Origin of the sequence: Nesterenkonia sandarakina (assembly GCF_013410215.1) — a bacterium.
GTDB classification, from domain to species: Bacteria; Actinomycetota; Actinomycetes; order Actinomycetales; family Micrococcaceae; genus Nesterenkonia; species Nesterenkonia sandarakina.
Genome location: NZ_JACCFQ010000001.1, coordinates 1437365 through 1455096, shown reverse-complemented (window position 1 = coordinate 1455096; position 17732 = coordinate 1437365). Strand labels below are relative to the sequence as shown.

At 68.2% G+C, this 17732-nt stretch carries 18 protein-coding genes; 8 read left to right on the top strand and 10 right to left on the bottom strand.

Annotated elements, in window-relative coordinates; genetic code table 11:
* The first annotated feature begins 1 nt into the window (after nt 1).
* The 3 genes from HNR11_RS06760 (at nt 2) to HNR11_RS06750 (ending at nt 2872) form a co-directional block, all read left to right on the top strand.
* Nucleotides 2-1285, top strand: a complete 1284-nt coding sequence (locus HNR11_RS06760) for an aspartate kinase (protein ID WP_179441662.1) — start codon at nt 2-4, stop codon at nt 1283-1285.
* A 7-nt stretch (nt 1286-1292) separates the two neighbouring features.
* A complete protein-coding gene (locus HNR11_RS06755; protein WP_179441661.1) occupies nt 1293-1880 on the top strand; it encodes a GNAT family N-acetyltransferase in 588 nt (195 codons plus the stop codon).
* A 128-nt stretch (nt 1881-2008) separates the two neighbouring features.
* Entirely contained in the window at nt 2009-2872 is an 864-nt protein-coding gene (locus HNR11_RS06750; protein ID WP_179441660.1) for a 3-methyladenine DNA glycosylase, read from the top strand.
* 57 nt (nt 2873-2929) lie between these two features.
* Here the strand turns inward: HNR11_RS06750 and HNR11_RS06745 are convergent, their stop codons facing one another.
* Both HNR11_RS06745 and HNR11_RS06740 read right to left on the bottom strand, forming a co-directional pair.
* Nucleotides 2930-3586, bottom strand: coding sequence for an NADPH-dependent F420 reductase (locus HNR11_RS06745; protein WP_179441659.1), 657 nt, complete (start codon nt 3584-3586; stop codon nt 2930-2932).
* Between the two features lie 200 nt (nt 3587-3786).
* Nucleotides 3787-4278 (bottom strand): YchJ family protein, encoded by a 492-nt coding sequence (locus HNR11_RS06740; RefSeq protein WP_179441658.1) that lies wholly within the window; start codon nt 4276-4278, stop codon nt 3787-3789.
* 502 nt (nt 4279-4780) lie between these two features.
* Between HNR11_RS06740 and purS the strand changes: the two genes are divergently transcribed.
* The 4 genes from purS (at nt 4781) to HNR11_RS06720 (ending at nt 8671) form a co-directional block, all read left to right on the top strand.
* On the top strand, nt 4781-5038 hold the full coding sequence (gene purS, locus HNR11_RS06735) for a phosphoribosylformylglycinamidine synthase subunit PurS (protein ID WP_179441657.1): 258 nt from the start codon (nt 4781-4783) through the stop codon (nt 5036-5038).
* Nucleotides 5035-5814 (top strand): phosphoribosylformylglycinamidine synthase subunit PurQ, encoded by a 780-nt coding sequence (gene purQ, locus HNR11_RS06730; RefSeq protein ID WP_179441656.1) that lies wholly within the window; start codon nt 5035-5037, stop codon nt 5812-5814. The genes purS and purQ overlap by 4 nt, the downstream gene beginning before the upstream one ends.
* Nucleotides 5815-5834: 20 nt before the next feature.
* Nucleotides 5835-8195 carry a phosphoribosylformylglycinamidine synthase subunit PurL gene (purL, locus tag HNR11_RS06725; RefSeq protein WP_179441655.1) on the top strand — a complete coding sequence of 787 codons (2361 nt, stop codon included), beginning with the start codon at nt 5835-5837 and terminating at the stop codon, nt 8193-8195.
* A gap of 101 nt (nt 8196-8296) precedes the next feature.
* A complete protein-coding gene (locus HNR11_RS06720; RefSeq protein ID WP_179441654.1) occupies nt 8297-8671 on the top strand; it encodes a response regulator transcription factor in 375 nt (124 codons plus the stop codon).
* A gap of 19 nt (nt 8672-8690) precedes the next feature.
* On the opposite strand, the gene HNR11_RS06715 is transcribed toward HNR11_RS06720, so the two are convergent.
* The 7 genes from HNR11_RS06715 to HNR11_RS06685 all read right to left on the bottom strand — a co-directional run bounded on the left by HNR11_RS06715 (nt 8691) and on the right by HNR11_RS06685 (nt 16154).
* Nucleotides 8691-10544: an XrtP-associated glycosyltransferase gene (locus tag HNR11_RS06715; RefSeq protein WP_179441653.1), complete on the bottom strand. Its 1854-nt coding sequence runs from the start codon at nt 10542-10544 to the stop codon at nt 8691-8693.
* 12 nt (nt 10545-10556) lie between these two features.
* Complete coding sequence (locus HNR11_RS06710; protein ID WP_179441652.1) at nt 10557-12263, bottom strand: sensor histidine kinase; 1707 nt, start codon at nt 12261-12263, stop codon at nt 10557-10559.
* Nucleotides 12264-12399: 136 nt separating this feature from the next.
* Nucleotides 12400-13353 (bottom strand): L-lactate dehydrogenase, encoded by a 954-nt coding sequence (locus tag HNR11_RS06705; RefSeq protein WP_179441651.1) that lies wholly within the window; start codon nt 13351-13353, stop codon nt 12400-12402.
* Between the two features lie 89 nt (nt 13354-13442).
* The gene (locus tag HNR11_RS06700; protein WP_179441650.1) at nt 13443-13796 is read right to left on the bottom strand and encodes a VOC family protein; all 354 of its coding nucleotides are present in this window, start codon (nt 13794-13796) and stop codon (nt 13443-13445) included.
* Nucleotides 13797-13889: 93 nt separating this feature from the next.
* The gene (locus tag HNR11_RS06695) at nt 13890-14669 is read right to left on the bottom strand and encodes an amino acid ABC transporter ATP-binding protein (protein WP_281366234.1); all 780 of its coding nucleotides are present in this window, start codon (nt 14667-14669) and stop codon (nt 13890-13892) included.
* Nucleotides 14656-15315, bottom strand: coding sequence for an amino acid ABC transporter permease (locus HNR11_RS06690; protein WP_343050692.1), 660 nt, complete (start codon nt 15313-15315; stop codon nt 14656-14658). Before HNR11_RS06690 ends, HNR11_RS06695 begins: the two co-directional genes overlap by 14 nt.
* A gap of 14 nt (nt 15316-15329) precedes the next feature.
* A complete protein-coding gene (locus tag HNR11_RS06685) occupies nt 15330-16154 on the bottom strand; it encodes an amino acid ABC transporter substrate-binding protein (RefSeq protein WP_179441648.1) in 825 nt (274 codons plus the stop codon).
* 144 nt (nt 16155-16298) lie between these two features.
* On the opposite strand from HNR11_RS06685, the gene HNR11_RS06680 reads away from it, so the two are divergent.
* Nucleotides 16299-16787, top strand: a complete 489-nt coding sequence (locus HNR11_RS06680; protein WP_179441647.1) for a pyrimidine dimer DNA glycosylase/endonuclease V — start codon at nt 16299-16301, stop codon at nt 16785-16787.
* Nucleotides 16788-16818: 31 nt separating this feature from the next.
* Here HNR11_RS06680 and HNR11_RS06675 read toward each other — a convergent pair whose 3' ends face one another.
* Complete coding sequence (locus HNR11_RS06675; RefSeq protein ID WP_246310341.1) at nt 16819-17658, bottom strand: MetQ/NlpA family ABC transporter substrate-binding protein; 840 nt, start codon at nt 17656-17658, stop codon at nt 16819-16821.
* Nucleotides 17659-17732: the final 74 nt, after the last annotated feature.

The window sequence follows — 17732 nt, the reverse complement described above, 5'->3', positions numbered from 1 at the left end:
CATGAGCCTGATCGTTCAGAAATACGGCGGATCATCCGTTGCCGACGCCGAGAGCATCAAACGAGTGGCGAGGCGGATCGTCGACACCAAGCGTGCCGGTCACCAGGTCGTGGTGGTGGTCTCCGCCATGGGTGACACCACCGATGACCTGCTCGACCTCGCAGGCCAGATCACCGCGGCGCCGCCGTCCCGAGAGATGGACATCCTGCTCTCCTCCGGCGAGCGCATGTCCATGGCGCTGCTGGCCATGGCCATCCACGAGCTGGGCGAATCCGCGCAGTCCTTCACCGGCTCCCAGGCCGGTATGATCACCGACGCCATCCACGGCAAGGCCCGCATCATCGAGGTCTCCCCGCTGCGCGTTCAGGAATCCCTCGACGCCGGCCATGTCGGCATCGTCGCCGGGTTCCAGGGCATGAGCCGGGAATCCCGGGACATCACCACCATGGGCCGCGGCGGCTCAGACACCACCGCGGTCGCACTGGCCGCAGCGCTGCACGCCGACGCCTGTGAGATCTACACCGACGTGGACGGGGTCTTCACCGCCGACCCGCGGGTGGTCAAGACCGCCCGGAAGATCGATGAGATCTCCAGCGACGAGATGCTGGAGATGGCGGCCGCCGGCACCAAGGTGCTGCACCTGCGCTCGGTGGAGTACGCCCGCCGGTTCGGTGTGAAGCTCCACGTCCGCTCCTCATTCAGCCAGCTCGAAGGCACCTGGGTCATTCCCGACCCGAAAGACACCGTCAAGATTCAGGAAGGCGAACCCTTGGAACAGCCGATCATCTCCGGCGTCTCTCATGACGCATCCGAAGGCAAACTCACCATCACCGGTGTCCCCGATGTGCCCGGCAAGGCGGCTGAGATCTTCAACCTCATCGCCGAAGGCGCGATCAACATCGACATGATCGTCCAGGACGTCTCCATGGCGACCAAGACCACCAACATCTCCTTCACCCTGCCCGGTGAGGACGGCGAACGCGCCCAGGAGATGCTCAACGCGCATAAGGACACCATTGGGTTCGAGTCCATGGACTTCGTGCCCCAGGTCGGGAAGGTCTCCCTGATCGGCGGCGGGATGCGCAACCACCCCGGCGTCTCGGCCCGGTTCTTCACCGCCCTGCGCGACGCAGGGATCAACATCGGCCTGATCTCGACCTCGGAGATCCGCGTCTCGGTGATCACCGACGTCGAGCTGCTGGACCGCGCGGTGGCCGCGATCCACACCGCCTTCGGCCTGGACTCCGACGAAGAGGCCACGGTCTACGCCGGCACCGGCCGATAGAACCACGATGGGCACCACCATCCGCCCCGCCGTCGGGCGCTTCGAGGACTTCTACGAGGTCGTTGGGGTGAAGAAGCCCGGCGGCCTGGGGTGCTGGTGTATGTCCTACCGGGACTCCCGGGTCTCGGGTCCGGACCGGCCGGCCTTCATGGAAGAGCTCTGCCGCGCCGAGCCCGGCCCGGGAGTGATCGCCTTCGTCGATGACACCCCGGCCGGCTGGTGCTCGGTGGCCCCGCGCAGCAGCTACCGCCGACTGATGAACTCCCGGACCATCCCGTTCCTGGATGACCAGGACCCCTGGTCTGTGGTCTGCTTCGTCGTCCGCCCGGGCTTCCGCAAGCGCGGGCTGATGCATGACCTGCTCGACGGCGCCGTGGCCCATGCCGCCGAGCATGGCGCGACGGTGCTCGAGGGCTATCCGATGGAGCTCCAGGACGGCAATCGGGTGGACGTGATCAGCGGCTACGTCGGCACCACGGAGCTCTTCGCGGCCCATGGCTTCCACGTCGCCGGGCCCACCACCGCGCACAGCGGTCACCGGCCGCGCTGGATCATGCGCCGGGAGCTGGAGGGGCCTGACGCTGGCGCGGAATAGGCGACTCAAGCACACAGGCGGCAGGTGTACCCTTTACGGGTTCCCTGCCGCCTGCGCACTTGGTACGAGTGATATACCCGATGGTAACCCAGACACCAGCTTCTGTTGAGGCAACACGTGGTTTGACCGTGCTTCCTGAGCAGGAGCACCGGGAACGGGCCGCCGCGCATCAGATCGCGGTGGACCGGCTCACCGAGGACTTCCTGGCGCGGCGTCACGCCGGCGCGAAGCACCCGGTGGAGGACTTCCTCTTCACCTACTACTCGCACTCCCCCGGCAAGCTCTCGCGCTGGCATCCCGGGGTGGGGTTCCTCCTGGAGGGCGCGCAGGACTCTGAGCGGGCCGACTGGAAGCACTACCGGCGCACTGCTGCCGGGGTGACCCTCGACGTCGAGGGCTTCCGTGAGGACCGGGCGTCCATGATCGGCTTCGCCCGGCGTCTGTTGAGCACGACGGCGGCGGCTCCCGCACAGCTTGGCTGCTTCGGTCTGCATGAGTGGGCCATGGTGTACAAGTCGGTTCAGCACGGCCAGCGCCACGACCAGGTTCCGCTGCGGCTCGGCGCCGCGGGCACCGACGAGGTGGTGGAGGCGGCGAACATCCGGTGCACCCATTTCGATGCCTACCGGTTCTACACGCCCTCGGCACGGCCGCTCAACGCCTTGGAGCCGACCCGGGAATCTCAGACTCAGATGGAGCAGCCGGGCTGCCTGCACGCGAACATGGACCTCTATAAATGGGCCTATAAGCTCATCCCCGCAGTCAGCAGCGACCTGCTGCTGGAGTGCTTCGACCTCGCCTCAAGGATCCGTCGGCTCGACATGCGCGCCTCGCCCTATGACCTGAGCGACTGGGGCTACGAGCCGGTGCCGATCGAGACCCCGGCCGGCCGCGCCGCCTACGCCCGGGCGCAGAAGGGCTTCGCCGAGGAGTCCCAGGTGCTGCGCGGGAAGCTGCTGGCGGTGCTGGACCAGCTTGAGGACCAGCCCTGACTCCGACTGATCAGGCGGATGCAAGAGCGCCTGATCAGAGGGAACCTGGGGCACCGCTCAGGCGTGGGCGAGCACCCGGCCGCATTCGCTGAGCAGGTCCCGCATCCGCGCGGCGTCGTGCCGGCCGTTGAAGATCTCGGTCCCGTTCTCGAAGGACTTCCCGGCGGCCAGCGGCCCGGCGTCCACGGCGTCGTAGCCGAGGGAGTCCACGAAGTCCTGGACCAGGGCTTTGGCAGCGGTGTCGTCTCCGGCGACGGCGAGCGCCCGGCGCTGCGGATCCCCTGCGGGGTAGGAGTCGATCTCCAGATCGCCGTAGCCGATGTGGTTCAGCGTCTTGACCACACGTGCATCACCGAGGAACTCGGCGATGACCTCGCTGGTGCTGGCGCCGGTCTCGAACTCGTCGATGAAGCCATCCACCGGGGCCCAGTAGTTCATGGTGTCGATGACCACCTGACCGCTGAGCACCGAGGTGTCGATGCTGCGGTACTTGTGCAGCGGCACCGCGAGCACGATGATGTCAGCCCCACGCAGCTGCTCCCGATCCACCGCGGTGGCACCAGGCACGATCACCTCGGTGAGCAGTGCGATCTCCGCCGCGGGCCTGGCCGTGGCGATGTGCACGGTGTGACCAGCACGCACGGCCTGACGTGCGACGGCGGTGCCCACCCGGCCCGCGCCGAGCACTCCGATGGTCAGTGGCGACTGCGTCATAGCGATCCCGTCCCTCGGCCAGCTCCTGGCCGATTCTTCAAAACTGCAAGATTCCGCCAGACGTAACGTGCGCCCGCGGGGATTTGTTCCACTGCGCGGATGCCGGGTGCATCACAGCAGATCCCGACGCTCATCCGCAGGCAGGGGCCCAGGTGCTGGCATGTTCTGGTGCAGGCACAGGTTCTGGTGCAGGCACGGGGTCAGCTGAGGTCCCCGTCCACGTAGAGCCATTGACCGGACTCTCGACGGAACCGGCTGAGCTCATGCAGCCTGCCCCGGACCGGGGCAGCGCCGGCTCTCCGGGGTTCGGGGCCGGCGTCGTCCTGGTAGCTGGCCACGAACTCGACGCTCCCGGTGTCGTGGAACGGGCCGCCCGCCGTCGTGTCCACGATGCGCAGTCCACGCCAGACCGGACCCGGTGCGGTGAGATCGCCCAGCGCGGGCCGAGTCTCGGCGGCCCAGGTGCGGTGCAGGTAGGCCGCGAAGAATGCCGGATCCTCACCGAGCAGGGCGTTCGCGCTGTAGCGGGACCGCATCAACGCCTCGGCGGTCGGAGCGGGCGCGCCCTGATGGAAGCGCGCACAGCAGCCGGCGTAGTTCTCGCCAGATCCGCAGGGGCAGCGCCGTGCGGGGTCGGGTTGTTCGGCGTCGGGCTGTCCTGCACCGGGCGGGAATCGCGGGTTCTGCGTCATCGGACCAGCATCTCACCCGGATCCCGACGGCGCCCCCGCCGTCCCTCGCTCCGGCGCCCCCTCCCCCAGGCACTCCGGCTCCCCCGCCGCCCCTCGCTCCGGCACGATCCCCGGCTCCCCACCATCCCCGGCACCCCACCATCCCTGGGGCGAGAACAGTTGCGTCGGGGACGGTTCTATTGAGGATTCCAACCGTATGCGCCCCAGCGATCGCAGCTGGCGCCGAACGCACGGGAATCCCCCCCGTTGACCGCCCGCGCGCTCCCGCAACCGCCCCACCCGGGCCCCCACCCGGGTCCCCACCCGGATCCCCACCCCGTCTTCGAGCCCCCAACCCCAGCGGCGCCCTCCCCCGCAGGCACCCGGTAGACTGATCCGGCAAGCTCGCGGAGCGTGCCGCCGTCGTCCTCAGCCGTGCTGATCTGGACGTGGCAGTGCGTGAGACGGCACCTCGTCGCGGTCCCGCGGGCTCATCCACCCGCACCATCGCACAGGAGACCCTATGCCGCGCATCATCGTCGAGGTCATGCCCAAGCCCGAGATTCTCGATCCCCAGGGCAAGGCCATCGCCTCCGCGCTGCCCCACCTGGGCTTCACCGATTTCTCCGGGGTCCGTCAGGGCAAGCGCTTCGAGCTCACCGTCGAGGGTGACGTCACCGAGCAGGTGCTGGAGAGTGCTCGCACGGCCGCGGCAGAGATGCTCTCCAACCCGGTGATCGAAGACGTGATCAGCGTGCGCGTCGATGAGGACGCTGCATGAGCACGGAGACTCCTCTGATCGGGGACTTCCACGCCTCCCCCGCCGCGACCCCGCTGGACGGCGCGCGCATCGGCGTCGTCACCTTTCCCGGCACCCTCGATGACCGCGACGCCGCGCGCGCGGTCCGCCTCGGCGGGGGCACCGCGGTCCCGCTCTGGCACGCGGATGAATCGCTGCAGGGCGTGGACGCGATCGTGCTCCCCGGAGGCTTCTCCTATGGGGATTACCTGCGCGCCGGAGCGATCGCCCGCTTCGCCCCGATGATGAACAAGATCATCTCCGCCGCCACCGCCAGCTCAGGCACCCGACTCCCGGTGCTGGGCATCTGCAACGGCTTCCAGATGCTCACCGAATCCCACCTGCTGCCCGGCTCCATGGTGAAGAACGATCACCTGAAGTTCCTCTGCCGCGACCAGGTGCTGCGCGTGGAGAACACCTCCACCGCCTGGACCTCCCAGTTCACCGCTGATGAGCTGATCGCGATCCCGCTGAAGAACCAGGACGGTCAGTACCTGGCTGACCCCGAGACCCTCGAAGCCCTGGAGGCCGAGGGCCGCGTGGTCTTCCGCTACGTGGGCGAGAACCCCAACGGATCCCGCAACGGCATCGCCGGGGTGAGCAATGAGACCGGCAACGTGGTGGGCCTGATGCCGCACCCTGAGCACGCCGTGGAAGCCGGCTACGGTCCCGATGACGCCACCGGGATGCGCAGCGGCACCGACGGACTGACCATCTTCACCTCCGTGATCGCATCTCTTGCCGGAGGTGCCCAGTGAGCCCAGTGAGCGAGCCGACTGTGACAGACAAAGAATTCAACATCGACACCGTGGAGCACGCCGCCACCACCCCGGAGACCGACCTGCCCTGGGCGGAGCTCGGGCTGAAGTCCGATGAGTACGACCGGATCGTGGAGATCCTGGGCCGGCGTCCGACGGCGGCCGAGCTGGCCATGTACTCGGTGATGTGGTCCGAGCACTGCTCGTATAAGTCCTCTAAGGTCCACCTGCGCCAGTTCGGCGAGAAGGTCACCGAGGAGATGAAGAAGGACCTGATGGTCGGCATCGGTGAGAACGCCGGTGTGACCAACCTTGGTGACGGCTGGGCCGTGACCTTCAAGATCGAGTCCCACAACCACCCCAGCTTCGTGGAGCCCTACCAGGGTGCGGCCACCGGGGTCGGTGGGATCGTGCGGGACATCATCTCCATGGGCGCCCGCCCGGTCGCAGTGATGGACCCGCTGCGCTTCGGCGACATCGACCACCCCGATACCAAGCGAGTGCTGCCCGGCGTGGTCTCCGGCATCGGTGGCTACGGCAACTCCCTGGGCCTGCCCAACATCGGCGGCGAGGTCGTCTTCGACTCCGTCTACCAGGACAACCCGCTGGTCAACGCGCTGGCCGTGGGCGTGATGCGCCACGAGGACATCCGCCTGGCCAACGCCTCGGGCGTGGGCAACAAGGTGGTGCTCTTCGGGGCGCGCACCGGCGGCGACGGGATCGGCGGCGCCTCGGTGCTGGCCTCGGAGTCCTTCGACGACTCCAAGCCCTCCAAGCGCCCCGCCGTGCAGGTCGGGGACCCCTTCGCGGAGAGGGTGCTCATCGAGTGCTGCCTCGAGCTCTTCCACGCTGAGCTGGTCGAGGGCATCCAGGACCTGGGCGCCGCAGGGATCTCCTGCGCAACCTCTGAACTGGCCTCCAACGGCGAGGGCGGGATGCACGTGGAGCTGAGAAACGTGCTGCTGCGCGACCCCTCGCTGACCCCCGGCGAGATCCTGATGTCGGAATCCCAGGAACGCATGATGGCCGTGGTCACCCCAGCCAACGCCGCCGAGTTCGAGCGCGTCATGGCCAAGTGGGAGGTCGAATACTCCTGGCTCGGCGAGGTCACCGACACCGGCCGGCTGATCATCGAATGGGACGGCGAGACCATCGTCGACGTGGACCCGCGCACCGTGGCCCACGACGGCCCGGTCTACGAGCGGCCCTACCACCGCCCGGACTGGCAGGACGCGCTGCAGGCCGACGCCTTCCGCTCCTCGGCCGCGGGGCAGAACCTGCCCCAGACCGGCCAGGAGCTCGGCGCCGCCGTGGTGGACCTGATGACCAGCCCGAACATGGCCGACGTCTCCTGGATCACCGATCAGTACGACCGCTTCGTGGGCGGAAACACCGCGCTGTCCCAGCCTGATGACTCCGGGGTGATCCGGGTGGATGAGGAGACCGGGCTCGGCGTCGGGCTCTCCACCGACGCCAACGCCCGCTACGCCTACCTGGATCCCTATGCCGGTGCGCAGCTGGCGCTGGCCGAGTCCTACCGCAATGTGGCCACCTCGGGTGCGATCCCGATGGCGGTCTCGGACTGCCTGAACTTCGGCTCCCCCGAAGACCCCGAGGTCATGTGGCAGTTCGCCGAAGCCGTGCGCGGCCTGGCCGACGGCTGCAAGACCCTCGGCATCCCGGTCACCGGCGGCAACGTCTCGCTGTACAACCAGACCGCCGGCCGGGCGATCCACCCCACCCCGGTGGTGGGCGTGCTGGGCAAGTTCGACGACGTCGGACGCCGCACCCCCTCCGGGTTCGAACGCTGGGCCGACGGCCAGGCGATCTACCTGCTGGGCACCACGCGCGATGAGCTCGACGGCTCCGAGTTCGCCCGCGGACGCGACCACCTGGGCGGGCTGCCGCCGACGGTGGACCTGGAGGCGGAGAAGATGCTCGGTGAGATCCTGATCAACGCGTCTCGGGACGGCATGATCGACGCCGCCCACGACCTCTCCGAGGGCGGGCTCGCCGCCGGCCTGGCCGAGATGAGCCTGCGCTTCGGCGTGGGCGCCCGGGTGGCCGTGGACGGGATCTGCGAGCGCGACGGCGTGGATGCCTTCACCGCGCTCTTCAGCGAGTCCCAGGCCCGCGCCCTGGTCGCGCTGCCACGCTCCGAGGAGCTGCGCTTCACCGACATGACCTCGGCGCGGGGCTTCGCGGCGCTGCGCATCGGGGTGGTGGACGCCAGCTCCGGTGACCTTGAGGTCGCGGGTCCCTTCGAGGGGGCCAGCTTCACCCTGGGTCTGGACGAGCTCCGCGAGGCCTGGAGCGCGGTGATCCCCTCTCGGTTTGCCGCCCTCGGGGAGGCCACCGAGGCGCTGCGCACGGAGAAGTAGCATCTGATGCACCCGGGTGCGTGGCGTTGAATTGCCACGCACCCGTGTGACCTGGGGTTATCTCGCCTAGGATGGTGTTCAGATCCAAGGAGAGGAACACCATGCAGGACACCCCGCGCGCACTGGTCATCGAGGACGACGACGACATCCGGCGTCTGCTGGAGATGGTGCTGACTCAGGCCGGATTCACCGTGGACACCGTGCCCAACGGTGAAGAGGGCGTCTCCCGGGCCGAGTCCGAGGCGTACGCGCTGCTCAGCGTGGACGTCGGGCTCCCCGACATCGACGGCCTGGAGGTGGTCCGCCGGGTCCGCCCGAACTTTGCCGGGCGCATCGTGATGGTCAGCGCACGCTCCGGGGTGGCGGATCAGTCCTCTGGGGAGGCCGCGGGCGCCGATCTCTACATCACCAAGCCGTTCCGGCCCCGTGAGCTGAAGCAGAAGTTCCTCGAGCTGGTGGGCGCAGAGGTCTCCTGAGCCTCTCTCACCGGTCGGCTCATGCCGCGATGAAGCGTTCCCGGATCACCTCGACGGTCTCTTCTCCGACCGAGGCGACCAGCGGCAGCTCGCGGCGCAGCGCCTGGTAGTCCGAGTCTCCCAGGTGCGCCCCGAGGTCCCGCGCGGTCTGGGCCAGTCGTTCGGCCCCGAGCATCTCTGAGGAGACCCGGATGCTGGCCAGTGCATCGGCGGTGGCGGTGTGGTCCTCTGCGGCGACGGCCAGGCGCAGGTTCGCGAAGCGTCGCGGCCAGATCAGGCCGAAGGTGCTCACCAGCTCGCGGGCGTAGTCCTCGGCGCCGTCGAGCTCCTCGGCCAGGCTGGTGATGATGTCGGCCTCCAGCAGCGGAAGCTGCAGCAGCGCGGGACCCGGGCCCGCGGCGGGGATCCCGAGCAGGCCGTCGGCGTTCCGGGCGGTCTTCGCCCAGGAGTTGCGGCCGGTGGCCATCCGGGTCATTGCTCGTGGGTAGTAGAGGTAGGTCAGGTACACGTAAAACAGGTACCCCGCTCCGAAGAACATCCCGCTGAGCAGGCTGATGTCCTCGCGGCAGACATATTTATAGAGGATCCCCCAGAGGAAGTACGGCAGGATGATGAACACCGCCGCCAGCAGCACCACCCATTCCATGGGCTCCCCGGAGGCGAAGCCGATCCGTCCCTCGATCACCGCGAGCACCAGCAGCAGCGGTCCAAGCAGCAGATTGATCATCAGCAGCCAGGGCTGTCCCATGAAGTAGTGGATCTCCGCCCAGCCGGCCCGTCGCAGGTTTCCGCTGCGGCGCAGCCCGGGGAGGATCTCGGCGCACTCCAGGTTGCCCTGCGCCCAGCGGGTGCGCTGGGTGAGCAGCCGGCGGGTGAACGGCAGCGCCTCCTGAGAGACATGGGCTTCGGGAACATAGTGCGTGCGGTGGCCCCGGGTGATGATGTTCAGCCCCAGCTCATAGTCCTCGCTGAGCTTCTTGCCCCAGGGCTGACCGTAGTCGGCATCGAGATCATCGAGCACCGAGAGTCGGGTGAACTGCCCGTTGCCGCCCATCCCGACCGTGCCGGTCTGGATCCGCAGCATCTGCATCGCAGAGTTCGAGGTGCGGAACTCGATGTCCTGCATGCGGATCAGCAGCTTTCCGAGCAGGTTCTTCAGCCCGCCCGAGAGCGGACGCGGTCGCCGGTCTCCGCGGTTCTTCATCCATACCTCCAGCTGCACCGCCCCCACCATGTCGTCGCCGAAGGAGTCCGGTCCGGCCAGCAGGTCCAGCGCGTTGCCGGAGAGGAACCCGTCGGCGTCGAGGACCCCGATGACCGTGCGGTGGCGCTGTTCCCGGTCCTCCCCCGCGGCCGCGGAGATCACCTGGTACGCGGCGTTGAGCGCGTGGCCCTTGCCTGTCCTGGCATTGGGCCGACGGCGGGAGATCAGGTGGACCTTGTCGTCGAAGTCCTGCAGCTTGCGCACGATCGAGGCCGTCGAGTCCTCGCTGTCGTCGTCGATGACCCAGACATGGAGCTGCGGGAAGGTGGTCCGGGCCGCAGAGACCGTCTCGGCGATCACGCTCTCCTCATCCCGGCACGGGATCATCACATGCCAGGTCAGGGCGGAGGCGTCACCCGGGGTGTTCCGCGCCCGGAACAGGTAGGTGTAGACCAGCAGGCTGATATAGCTCAGCGCCAGCGAGGAGATGATCGTGACGATGACCAGGGCCGCGTCGCGCCACGGGTTGGTCCCGAACTGGCCGAAGGCTCCGGAGAAGCAGAAGACCGAGGCGGCGAGCGCCCCGTAGAGGATGCAGCACAGAACCGCCAGGGCGGGGACGCGACGATTCCGCTGCGGCGCGGCGTCGGTGGCAGGGTCGGCACTCATAGATCGTCCTGTTCAGGCTCGGGTCCGCTGTGGACGGTCGGTGATGTGATTGCTCAGGGTGAAGCTGAACCGGGCGCCCTCCCCCGGTGAGGCACGCACGCTGATGGTGCCGCCGTGGGCCTCCACGATGGACTGGGACAGGGCCAGACCGAGACCGGCCCCTGCCGTGGCGGACTGACGCGCCGAACGGGCCCGGTAGAACGGGGTGAACACCTGGCTCGCCTCCTTCTGCGTCATGCCCGGGCCGTCATCGGCGACCTGGACGACGACGCCGTCCCCGCCGTCCCCGGCAGGACCCACGCTCACGGTGACCCGGCCACCGGTGTGGGTGTACTTCAAGGCGTTGCCCACCAGGTTGTCCAGGACCTGGGAGACCCGCAGAGAGTCGGCGACCACCTCGGCACAGTGATCGATGCTCAGGCTCAGCGAGATCTCCCGCTGCGCGGCCAGCGGCTGGAGCCCCTCCACACAATCGGTGACCAGCCGAGTCACGCTGACCGGTTCCAGATCCAGGGTCAGCCGGCCCACCGCCGCCTGCTGCTCCAGCAGCAGGTCCTCCACCAGTTTGCTCAGCTTCTCCGCATTGCGGCGGATCACGGAGAGCTGATCCAGAGCGGCGACCCGGGCGGGGGAATCCTCGAGGTCCAGCATGGCGTCCTCGGTGAAGTCGGTGAACCCGACGATGGAGGTCAGCGGGGTGCGCATCTCATGGGAGACCGCGGCGATCACCTCCTGCTGGGCGCGAAGCAGGTTGTGCTGCTCGGTCACGTCGCGGAAGATCAGGAAGGAGGCATCACGGTCGCCCTGTTCCGCCCAGACCGCGCGGGCGGTGACCGAGATGACCCGCTGCGTCGGCCCCGGTGCCCCGACCAGGAATTCAAGGTTGTCGAACTCCTCGCCCCGGTTGGCCCGCGCCGCCGGCCGGCTCGCGGCAGGGATCGAGCTGCCATCGGTGTAGAACACCAGGTGACCGGCCTCGGTCCGGTCCGGGTTGGTCTCCGGTGAGGCCAGGCTGTGGATCTCGCGCTGCGCCCGGTTGGTCATCACGTCGTTGCCATCAGCGTCCATCACGAGCACCCCGACGTTGAGGTTCTCCAAGACTCCACGCAGCAGCCGATCGGTGCGCTCGAACTGGGCGAGCGAGCGGCGCTCGCTCAACAGCGACTGCCTGGCATGGATTGTCTTGGCCTCAAGGGTCTGCAAGATCCCGATCACGGCGAATGACATCAGCGCGAGTGCGACCGGGAACACCAGGAACCGGGAGACGGTGGAGAAGTTCATCGTCTCTTCGATGACGAAGAACGAAGGGATGCTGATCGACAGGACCACCATCAGCACCGCCACTGCGGCCCCGCGTTGCCGGAAGCCCACCACCAGCCACAGCGAGGGCACCAGGCTCAGCGTGGAGATCACGGCACCCTCGGGGTAGGTGGCATAGCGGCAGATCCCGCAGGCGACGATGCCGGCCACCGGCACCAGCCATTCCAACACCCGAGGGACTCCGCTGCGTGGAGCCAGCACGACCGCGAGGGTCGCCGCGAACAGCACGCCGAGCCCCAGCGCCGCCCCGAGGACCGAGGAGGTCTCCGGCTCGAAGATCAGCAGCATCAGCACCGGCGTCGCGAGCACCGCGACGAAGGTGAGCTGCTGGATGAGGGCGAAGGTCTTGCCGCTGGAGTGGTAGAGCAGCGCCCCCACGAAGGTCCGGAATCGGGTCATAATGCCACCACTTTACTGGTGTGCAGCCGGCTCCCGACGCGCCGACCTGGAGCGACACGCTAGCACCCGGTCCGGAGCCCCTGCTGAGAACCTCAGCCCAGACCCGCCGCTCAGACCCGCAGCTCAGACCCGCCGCTCAGAGTCCCAGCGAGGCCTGCACGCGTTCCAGTGCGCGGGCGGACTCGCGCAGCGCCTGGGCCTCATTCTCCGCGAAGGGGGTGCTCGTCACCGGCTGCACCCCGCGGGCGGAGACCACGGTCGGGATGGACAGCGCCACCCCGTGGATGCCGAGGAACCCGTCGAGCACGCTGCTCACGGGAAGGATCGCGTGCTCGTCACCCAACACCGCCTCCACGATCCTGACGGCGGAGAGACCGATCGCGTAGTTGGTGGCCCCTTTGCCGGCGATCACCTGGTACGCCGCGTTGCGCACCTGGTCTGCGAGGGACTCCAGCTCCTCGTGGTCGAAGACCCTCAGGCCCTCGCGCTCCCACTGAAGCAGCGGGGTCACCCCGATGCTGGCCGCTGACCAGAGCGGAAACTCGGTGTCGCCGTGCTCACCCACGATGTGGGCGTGCACGCTGGACTGCGCCACACCGGCGCGCTGCGCCAGCTTCCAGCGCAGCCGAGCGGTGTCCAGCACGGTCCCTGAGGAGAACACCCGGGAACTGGGCAGTCCGGTGATCTGCTGCGCGGCCACGGTGAGCACGTCGCAGGGATTGGTGACCAGCAGGAACACCGCGTCGGGGGCGCGCTCCAGCAGCTGGGGAAGCATGCCGCGCAGGATCTCCACATTGGTGCCGGCCAGATCCAGCCGGGTCTGGCCGGGGTGCTGCTTCGCCCCGGCGGTGATCACGACGACGTCGGCGCCTTCCACGTGCCGCAGGTCCGCGCCGCCGTCGATGTCCGAGGCACCGGTGAACTGACTGCCGTGGGCGAGGTCGAGGACCTCCGCCTCCACCCGGGCGGCGTCGATGTCATAGAGGCGCACATGCCGGGCGGAGCCGCGGATCATGGCCGCATAGGCGGTGGCGGTGCCCACGCTTCCGGCTCCGACGATGGCCAGGGTCGAGTTCTCGATGGCGCTCATGGGCTCAGCCTGCCACAGCTCGCCGGACTCGAACAGGGGCCCTGCGGAGAAGCTGCGCGGCCGCTGGGCTCAGTCCCATTCAGTCCCGGTCAGTCCCAGCAGAGACAGAACGGATGCCCGGCGGGGTCGGCGTAGACGTTGAAGCGCTGGGTCCCCGTGGCCATCTGCAGCACCTGCGCCCCGAGCTGCACGACCTCGGTGTGGGCAGCCGTGATGTCCTCCACGTCGAGGTCCAGGTGGATCTGCTGCGGCCGACCCTCGGGCCACTGCGGCGGCTGATGCTCCGGAGCCAGCTGCACCGCGACCGGGGCCGCGCCCTCGACGAGGACGGTGTGCCAGTCAGACTCGGCGCGCACCTCTCCGCCGAGCAGCTTCGCCCAGAAGCTGCTCTCAGCCTCCAGGTCCGCGGCGTCGAAGACGACGGTGTGTGCTGTGATCTTCATGCGGCCAAGTCTGCGCCGGGCCGGCTGCCCGGTCAAGGGTCGTCCTGGTCAGCCCCGTCTGCCCGCTCAGCCGCGGCGGGTGGTCGGCCCCGTTCAGAACGGGTTGAGCAGCCGGTGCACGAAGGACCGGGTCCGCTCCTGCTTCGGCGTGCGCAGCACCTCCTGGGCGGGCCCCTGCTCCACGACGACCCCGCCGTCCATGAAGGCCACCGTGTCGGCGACCTCGCGGGCGAAGGCGAGCTCGTGGGTCACCAGGACCATCGTCCAGCCTTCCTCGGCGAGCTCCTTGATCACGGTGAGCACATCGCCGACCAGCTCGGGGTCCAGCGCGGAGGTCGGCTCGTCGAAGAGCAGCAGCGAGGGCTGCTGGGCCAGGGCCCGGACGATGCCCACCCGTTGCTGCTGTCCCCCGGAGAGCTGATGCGGGTAGTCGTCGCGCTTCTCGGCAAGGCCTACCCGCTCGAGCAGGCGTTCGGCCTCGGCGATGGCCTCAGCCTTGGGTCGCTTCTGGACCTGGATCGGCCCTTCGGTGACGTTCTGCAGCACGGTCTTGTGCGGGAAGAGGTTGTATCCCTGGAAGACCATCGCCGAGCGGGTGCGCAGCGACTCCTTCTCCCGGCGCGTGGTCTTCTCGGTGAAGCTCACGGCGGGGCCCCCGGCGAACTTCACGGTCCCGGCGTCGGGCTGTTCCAGGCCGTTGAGGCAGCGCAGCACGGTGGTCTTGCCGGAGCCGGAGGGCCCGATCAGCGCGAGCACCTTCCCGGTCTCCACGCTCAGATCGATGGAGCGCAGCACCTCGTTGTCCCCGAAGGACTTGTTCAGTCCGGCCACCCGCAGCAGCGGGTCGGTGCGTGAAGGTTCAGTGGGCGACATAGCGATCCAATCTGCGCTCCAGGCGGTCCTGCACGGTGGAGAGCACGAGGCAGAAGACCCAGTAGATCATGGCGGCCTCCACATAGATCAGCATGAACTCCTGGCTGAAGGCGGCGATCTCCTGAGCCACCCGGAACATCTCGGTGACCAGGATCAGCGAGGCCAGCGAGGTGTCCTTGACCAGGGAGATGAAGGTGTTCGACAGCGGCGGCACCGAGACCCGGGCCGCCTGCGGCAGGATCAGACGGCGCAGCGTCTGGTTCCGGGACATTCCGATCGTGTAGCCGGCCTCCCACTGGCCCTTGGGGACCGAGAGGATGGCCGCCCGGATGACCTCTGCGGCGTAGCCGCCGACGTTCATCGAGAACGCGACCACCGCACTGGGCCAGGGGTCGATGGTGAGACCGATCGAGGGCAGCCCATAGAAGATCACGAACAGCTGCACCAGCAGCGGAGTGCCCCGGATGATCGAGATGTAGACCCGGGCAATCCCGGAGAGCAGCCTGTTCCCGCCGATCCGCATCAGCGCCAGCACCAGGGCGAGCGCCAGTCCGAGGCTGAAGCTGGCCAGGGTCAGCGGGATGGTCCCGGTCAGCCCGCCGCGCAGCAGCGGCCAGAACGAGTCGATCGCCAGCTGCCAGTTGATGTCGGGCAGCTCCATCATTGCGTGACGTCGGCGCCGAAGTACTTCTCGGAGATCTCGGTGAGCGTGCCGTCCTCGGCCAGGGTGGCCAGCGCCTCATCGACTGCCTCGACCAGGGACTCGCTGCCCTGCCGGAAGGTCAGCGCTGACTGCGACTGGTCCTCGGTCTCGGCGGCGATCTTGATGTTCTCGTTGCCCTCGGTCTCCTGGTAGTCCAGGTAGGTGAGCTTGTCATTGATGGTGGCGTCCACCCGGCCCTGCTCCAGCAGGGTCACTGACTGCGCCCAGCCTTCGACGGCTTCGACGTCGGCGCCGGACTCCTGGGCCAGCTCGTTCCAGTTCGAGGTCAGCGACTGCGCGGTGGTGGCGCCGTCGAGGTCCTCGAAGCTGGTGATCTCCTCATTCTCGGCCAGGGTGACGATCACGCCGTTGGAGACGGTGTAGGGCTCCGAGAACAGGTAGCTCTCCTGGCGGTCCTCGGTGATCGAGACCTGGTTGGCGATCACGTCGAAGCGCGCGGACTCCAGGCCGGCGAACATCGCGTCCCACTGCGTCTCCTCGAACTCGGCCTCCACGCCGAGCTCCTCGGCCACCGCAGTGACGATCTCCACGTCGTAGCCGGTGAGCTCACCGGCGCCGCCCTCGTGGAAGCTGAATGGACGGTAGGTCCCTTCGGTGCCGATGGTGAGCACCCCGGCGTCCTGAACCTGCTCCAGGGTCAGGCCTGAGGCCGACTCCTCCGACGAGGCATCATCCTGCCCCGCGTCATCGCCGCCGCAGGAGGACAGCGTCAGCGCCGCGGCGGCGGAGAGGGCGAGAGTCGAGAGCAGGCGTGTGGTCATAGGTGGTGCCCCTAGGGTGAAGCGTCGGTGGGACCGGCACGTAATGGTCAGGTCATGGACAGGCAAAGAACGGTATCATTCGCGCTGCTCGAAACCGGGTGCTCTGTTACGCCAGACGTCGCGGGGGCCGGTTAACCTGGACGGATGCGCATCTGGAGTCTGAACCCCCGCTACCTCGACCGGCAAGGGCTGGTGGCCTGCTGGCGGGAGACCCTGCTGGCCCAGGCGGTGCTGCTGGGACGGACTAAGGGCTACACCAGCCATCCGCAGCTGGTGCGTTTCCGCGCCCAGGCCGATCCCATGAGCGCCGTCGGCGGCTACCTCAACGGGGTGCTAGAGGAGGCGCGGGCGCGCGGCTACCGCTTCGACGCGGGCAAGATTCACAGCAGCATCGCACCGGAGCCGATACCGGTGACCTCGGGTCAGCTGCTCCTGGAATGGGAACACCTCAGCGCCAAGCTGGTCACTCGCTCCCCGGAGAAGGCGCAGCAGAATCACCAGGCGCTGGGCGGGCTGCCTGAGTACGCGACCCTGACCCCGGCGGCGCACCCGTTGCTGCGCGTCGTCCCGGGCCCCGTCGAGGCCTGGGAGAAGGCGGATCCGAGCCGGCGGCCCGGTCACCCCGCCCACTGAGCGGCGGGGCCGACCGGGCCGGCGCCGCAGCTCAGAAGGCCGGCATCAGGGTCTCGTCATGTTCTTCGACCAGGAAGTCCCGGACCTCATCGCTGGTCATGGCGCGCTCGAGGGCCTCGATCTGCTCCGAGTCGAGGTCACCCTCGCGGGCCACCAGCGAGATCGCGAAGCGCTCGTCGATGTTCTCCTCCACTGCGATCGCATCCTCCGGGGTCAGCCCGAGGCTGGAGATGTAGGTCGGGTAGTTGAAGACCGCGGCGATGCCGTCCTCGTCATAGGCCGAGGTCAGGTTCAGCAGGTCCACCTGGACCCATTCCAGGTCCTTGGGGTTCTCCTCGACGTCATCGAGGGTCCCCTCGAAGCCGACACCCTCGGTCAGGGTGATCAGCCCCTGATCGGCCAGGATCGCCAGCGCGCGACCCTCGTTGGACTCGTCGTTGGGCAGCGCGATCTGGGCGCCGTCGGGGATCTCCTCCAGCGAATCGTAGTCCCGCGAGTAGAAGCCGACTCGGGCGTTGTAGATCGGGGCGACGACGCTGAGCTCGGCGTCGTGCTCTGCGTTATAGGCCTGCATATACGGCTCATGCTGGGCGAAGTTCGCGTCGACCTCGCCGTCGGCGAGCAGCCGGTTGTACTGGACGTTGTCGCTGACCTCGACCAGCTCGATGGTGTAGCCGTCCTCCTGCGCCACCTCGGCGGCGGCCTCGACCACATCGGTCATCGGCGTGGTGTGCGAGGCGACCTGGATCACCGTGTCATCACCCTCGGCCCCGGACTCGCCTGAGGAGCAGGCGGCGGTGGCGAACAGGGCGAGGACGACGGCGGCCCCGCTGAGCGCACGGACAGGACGGTTCTGCAGTTGGGCAGTCAAGATGCTCCTCGTTCGGAAGGGACGGACCCGGACCGGGCCCAGTGGTGTCAACGACGCCGACGGCTCAGTTATGC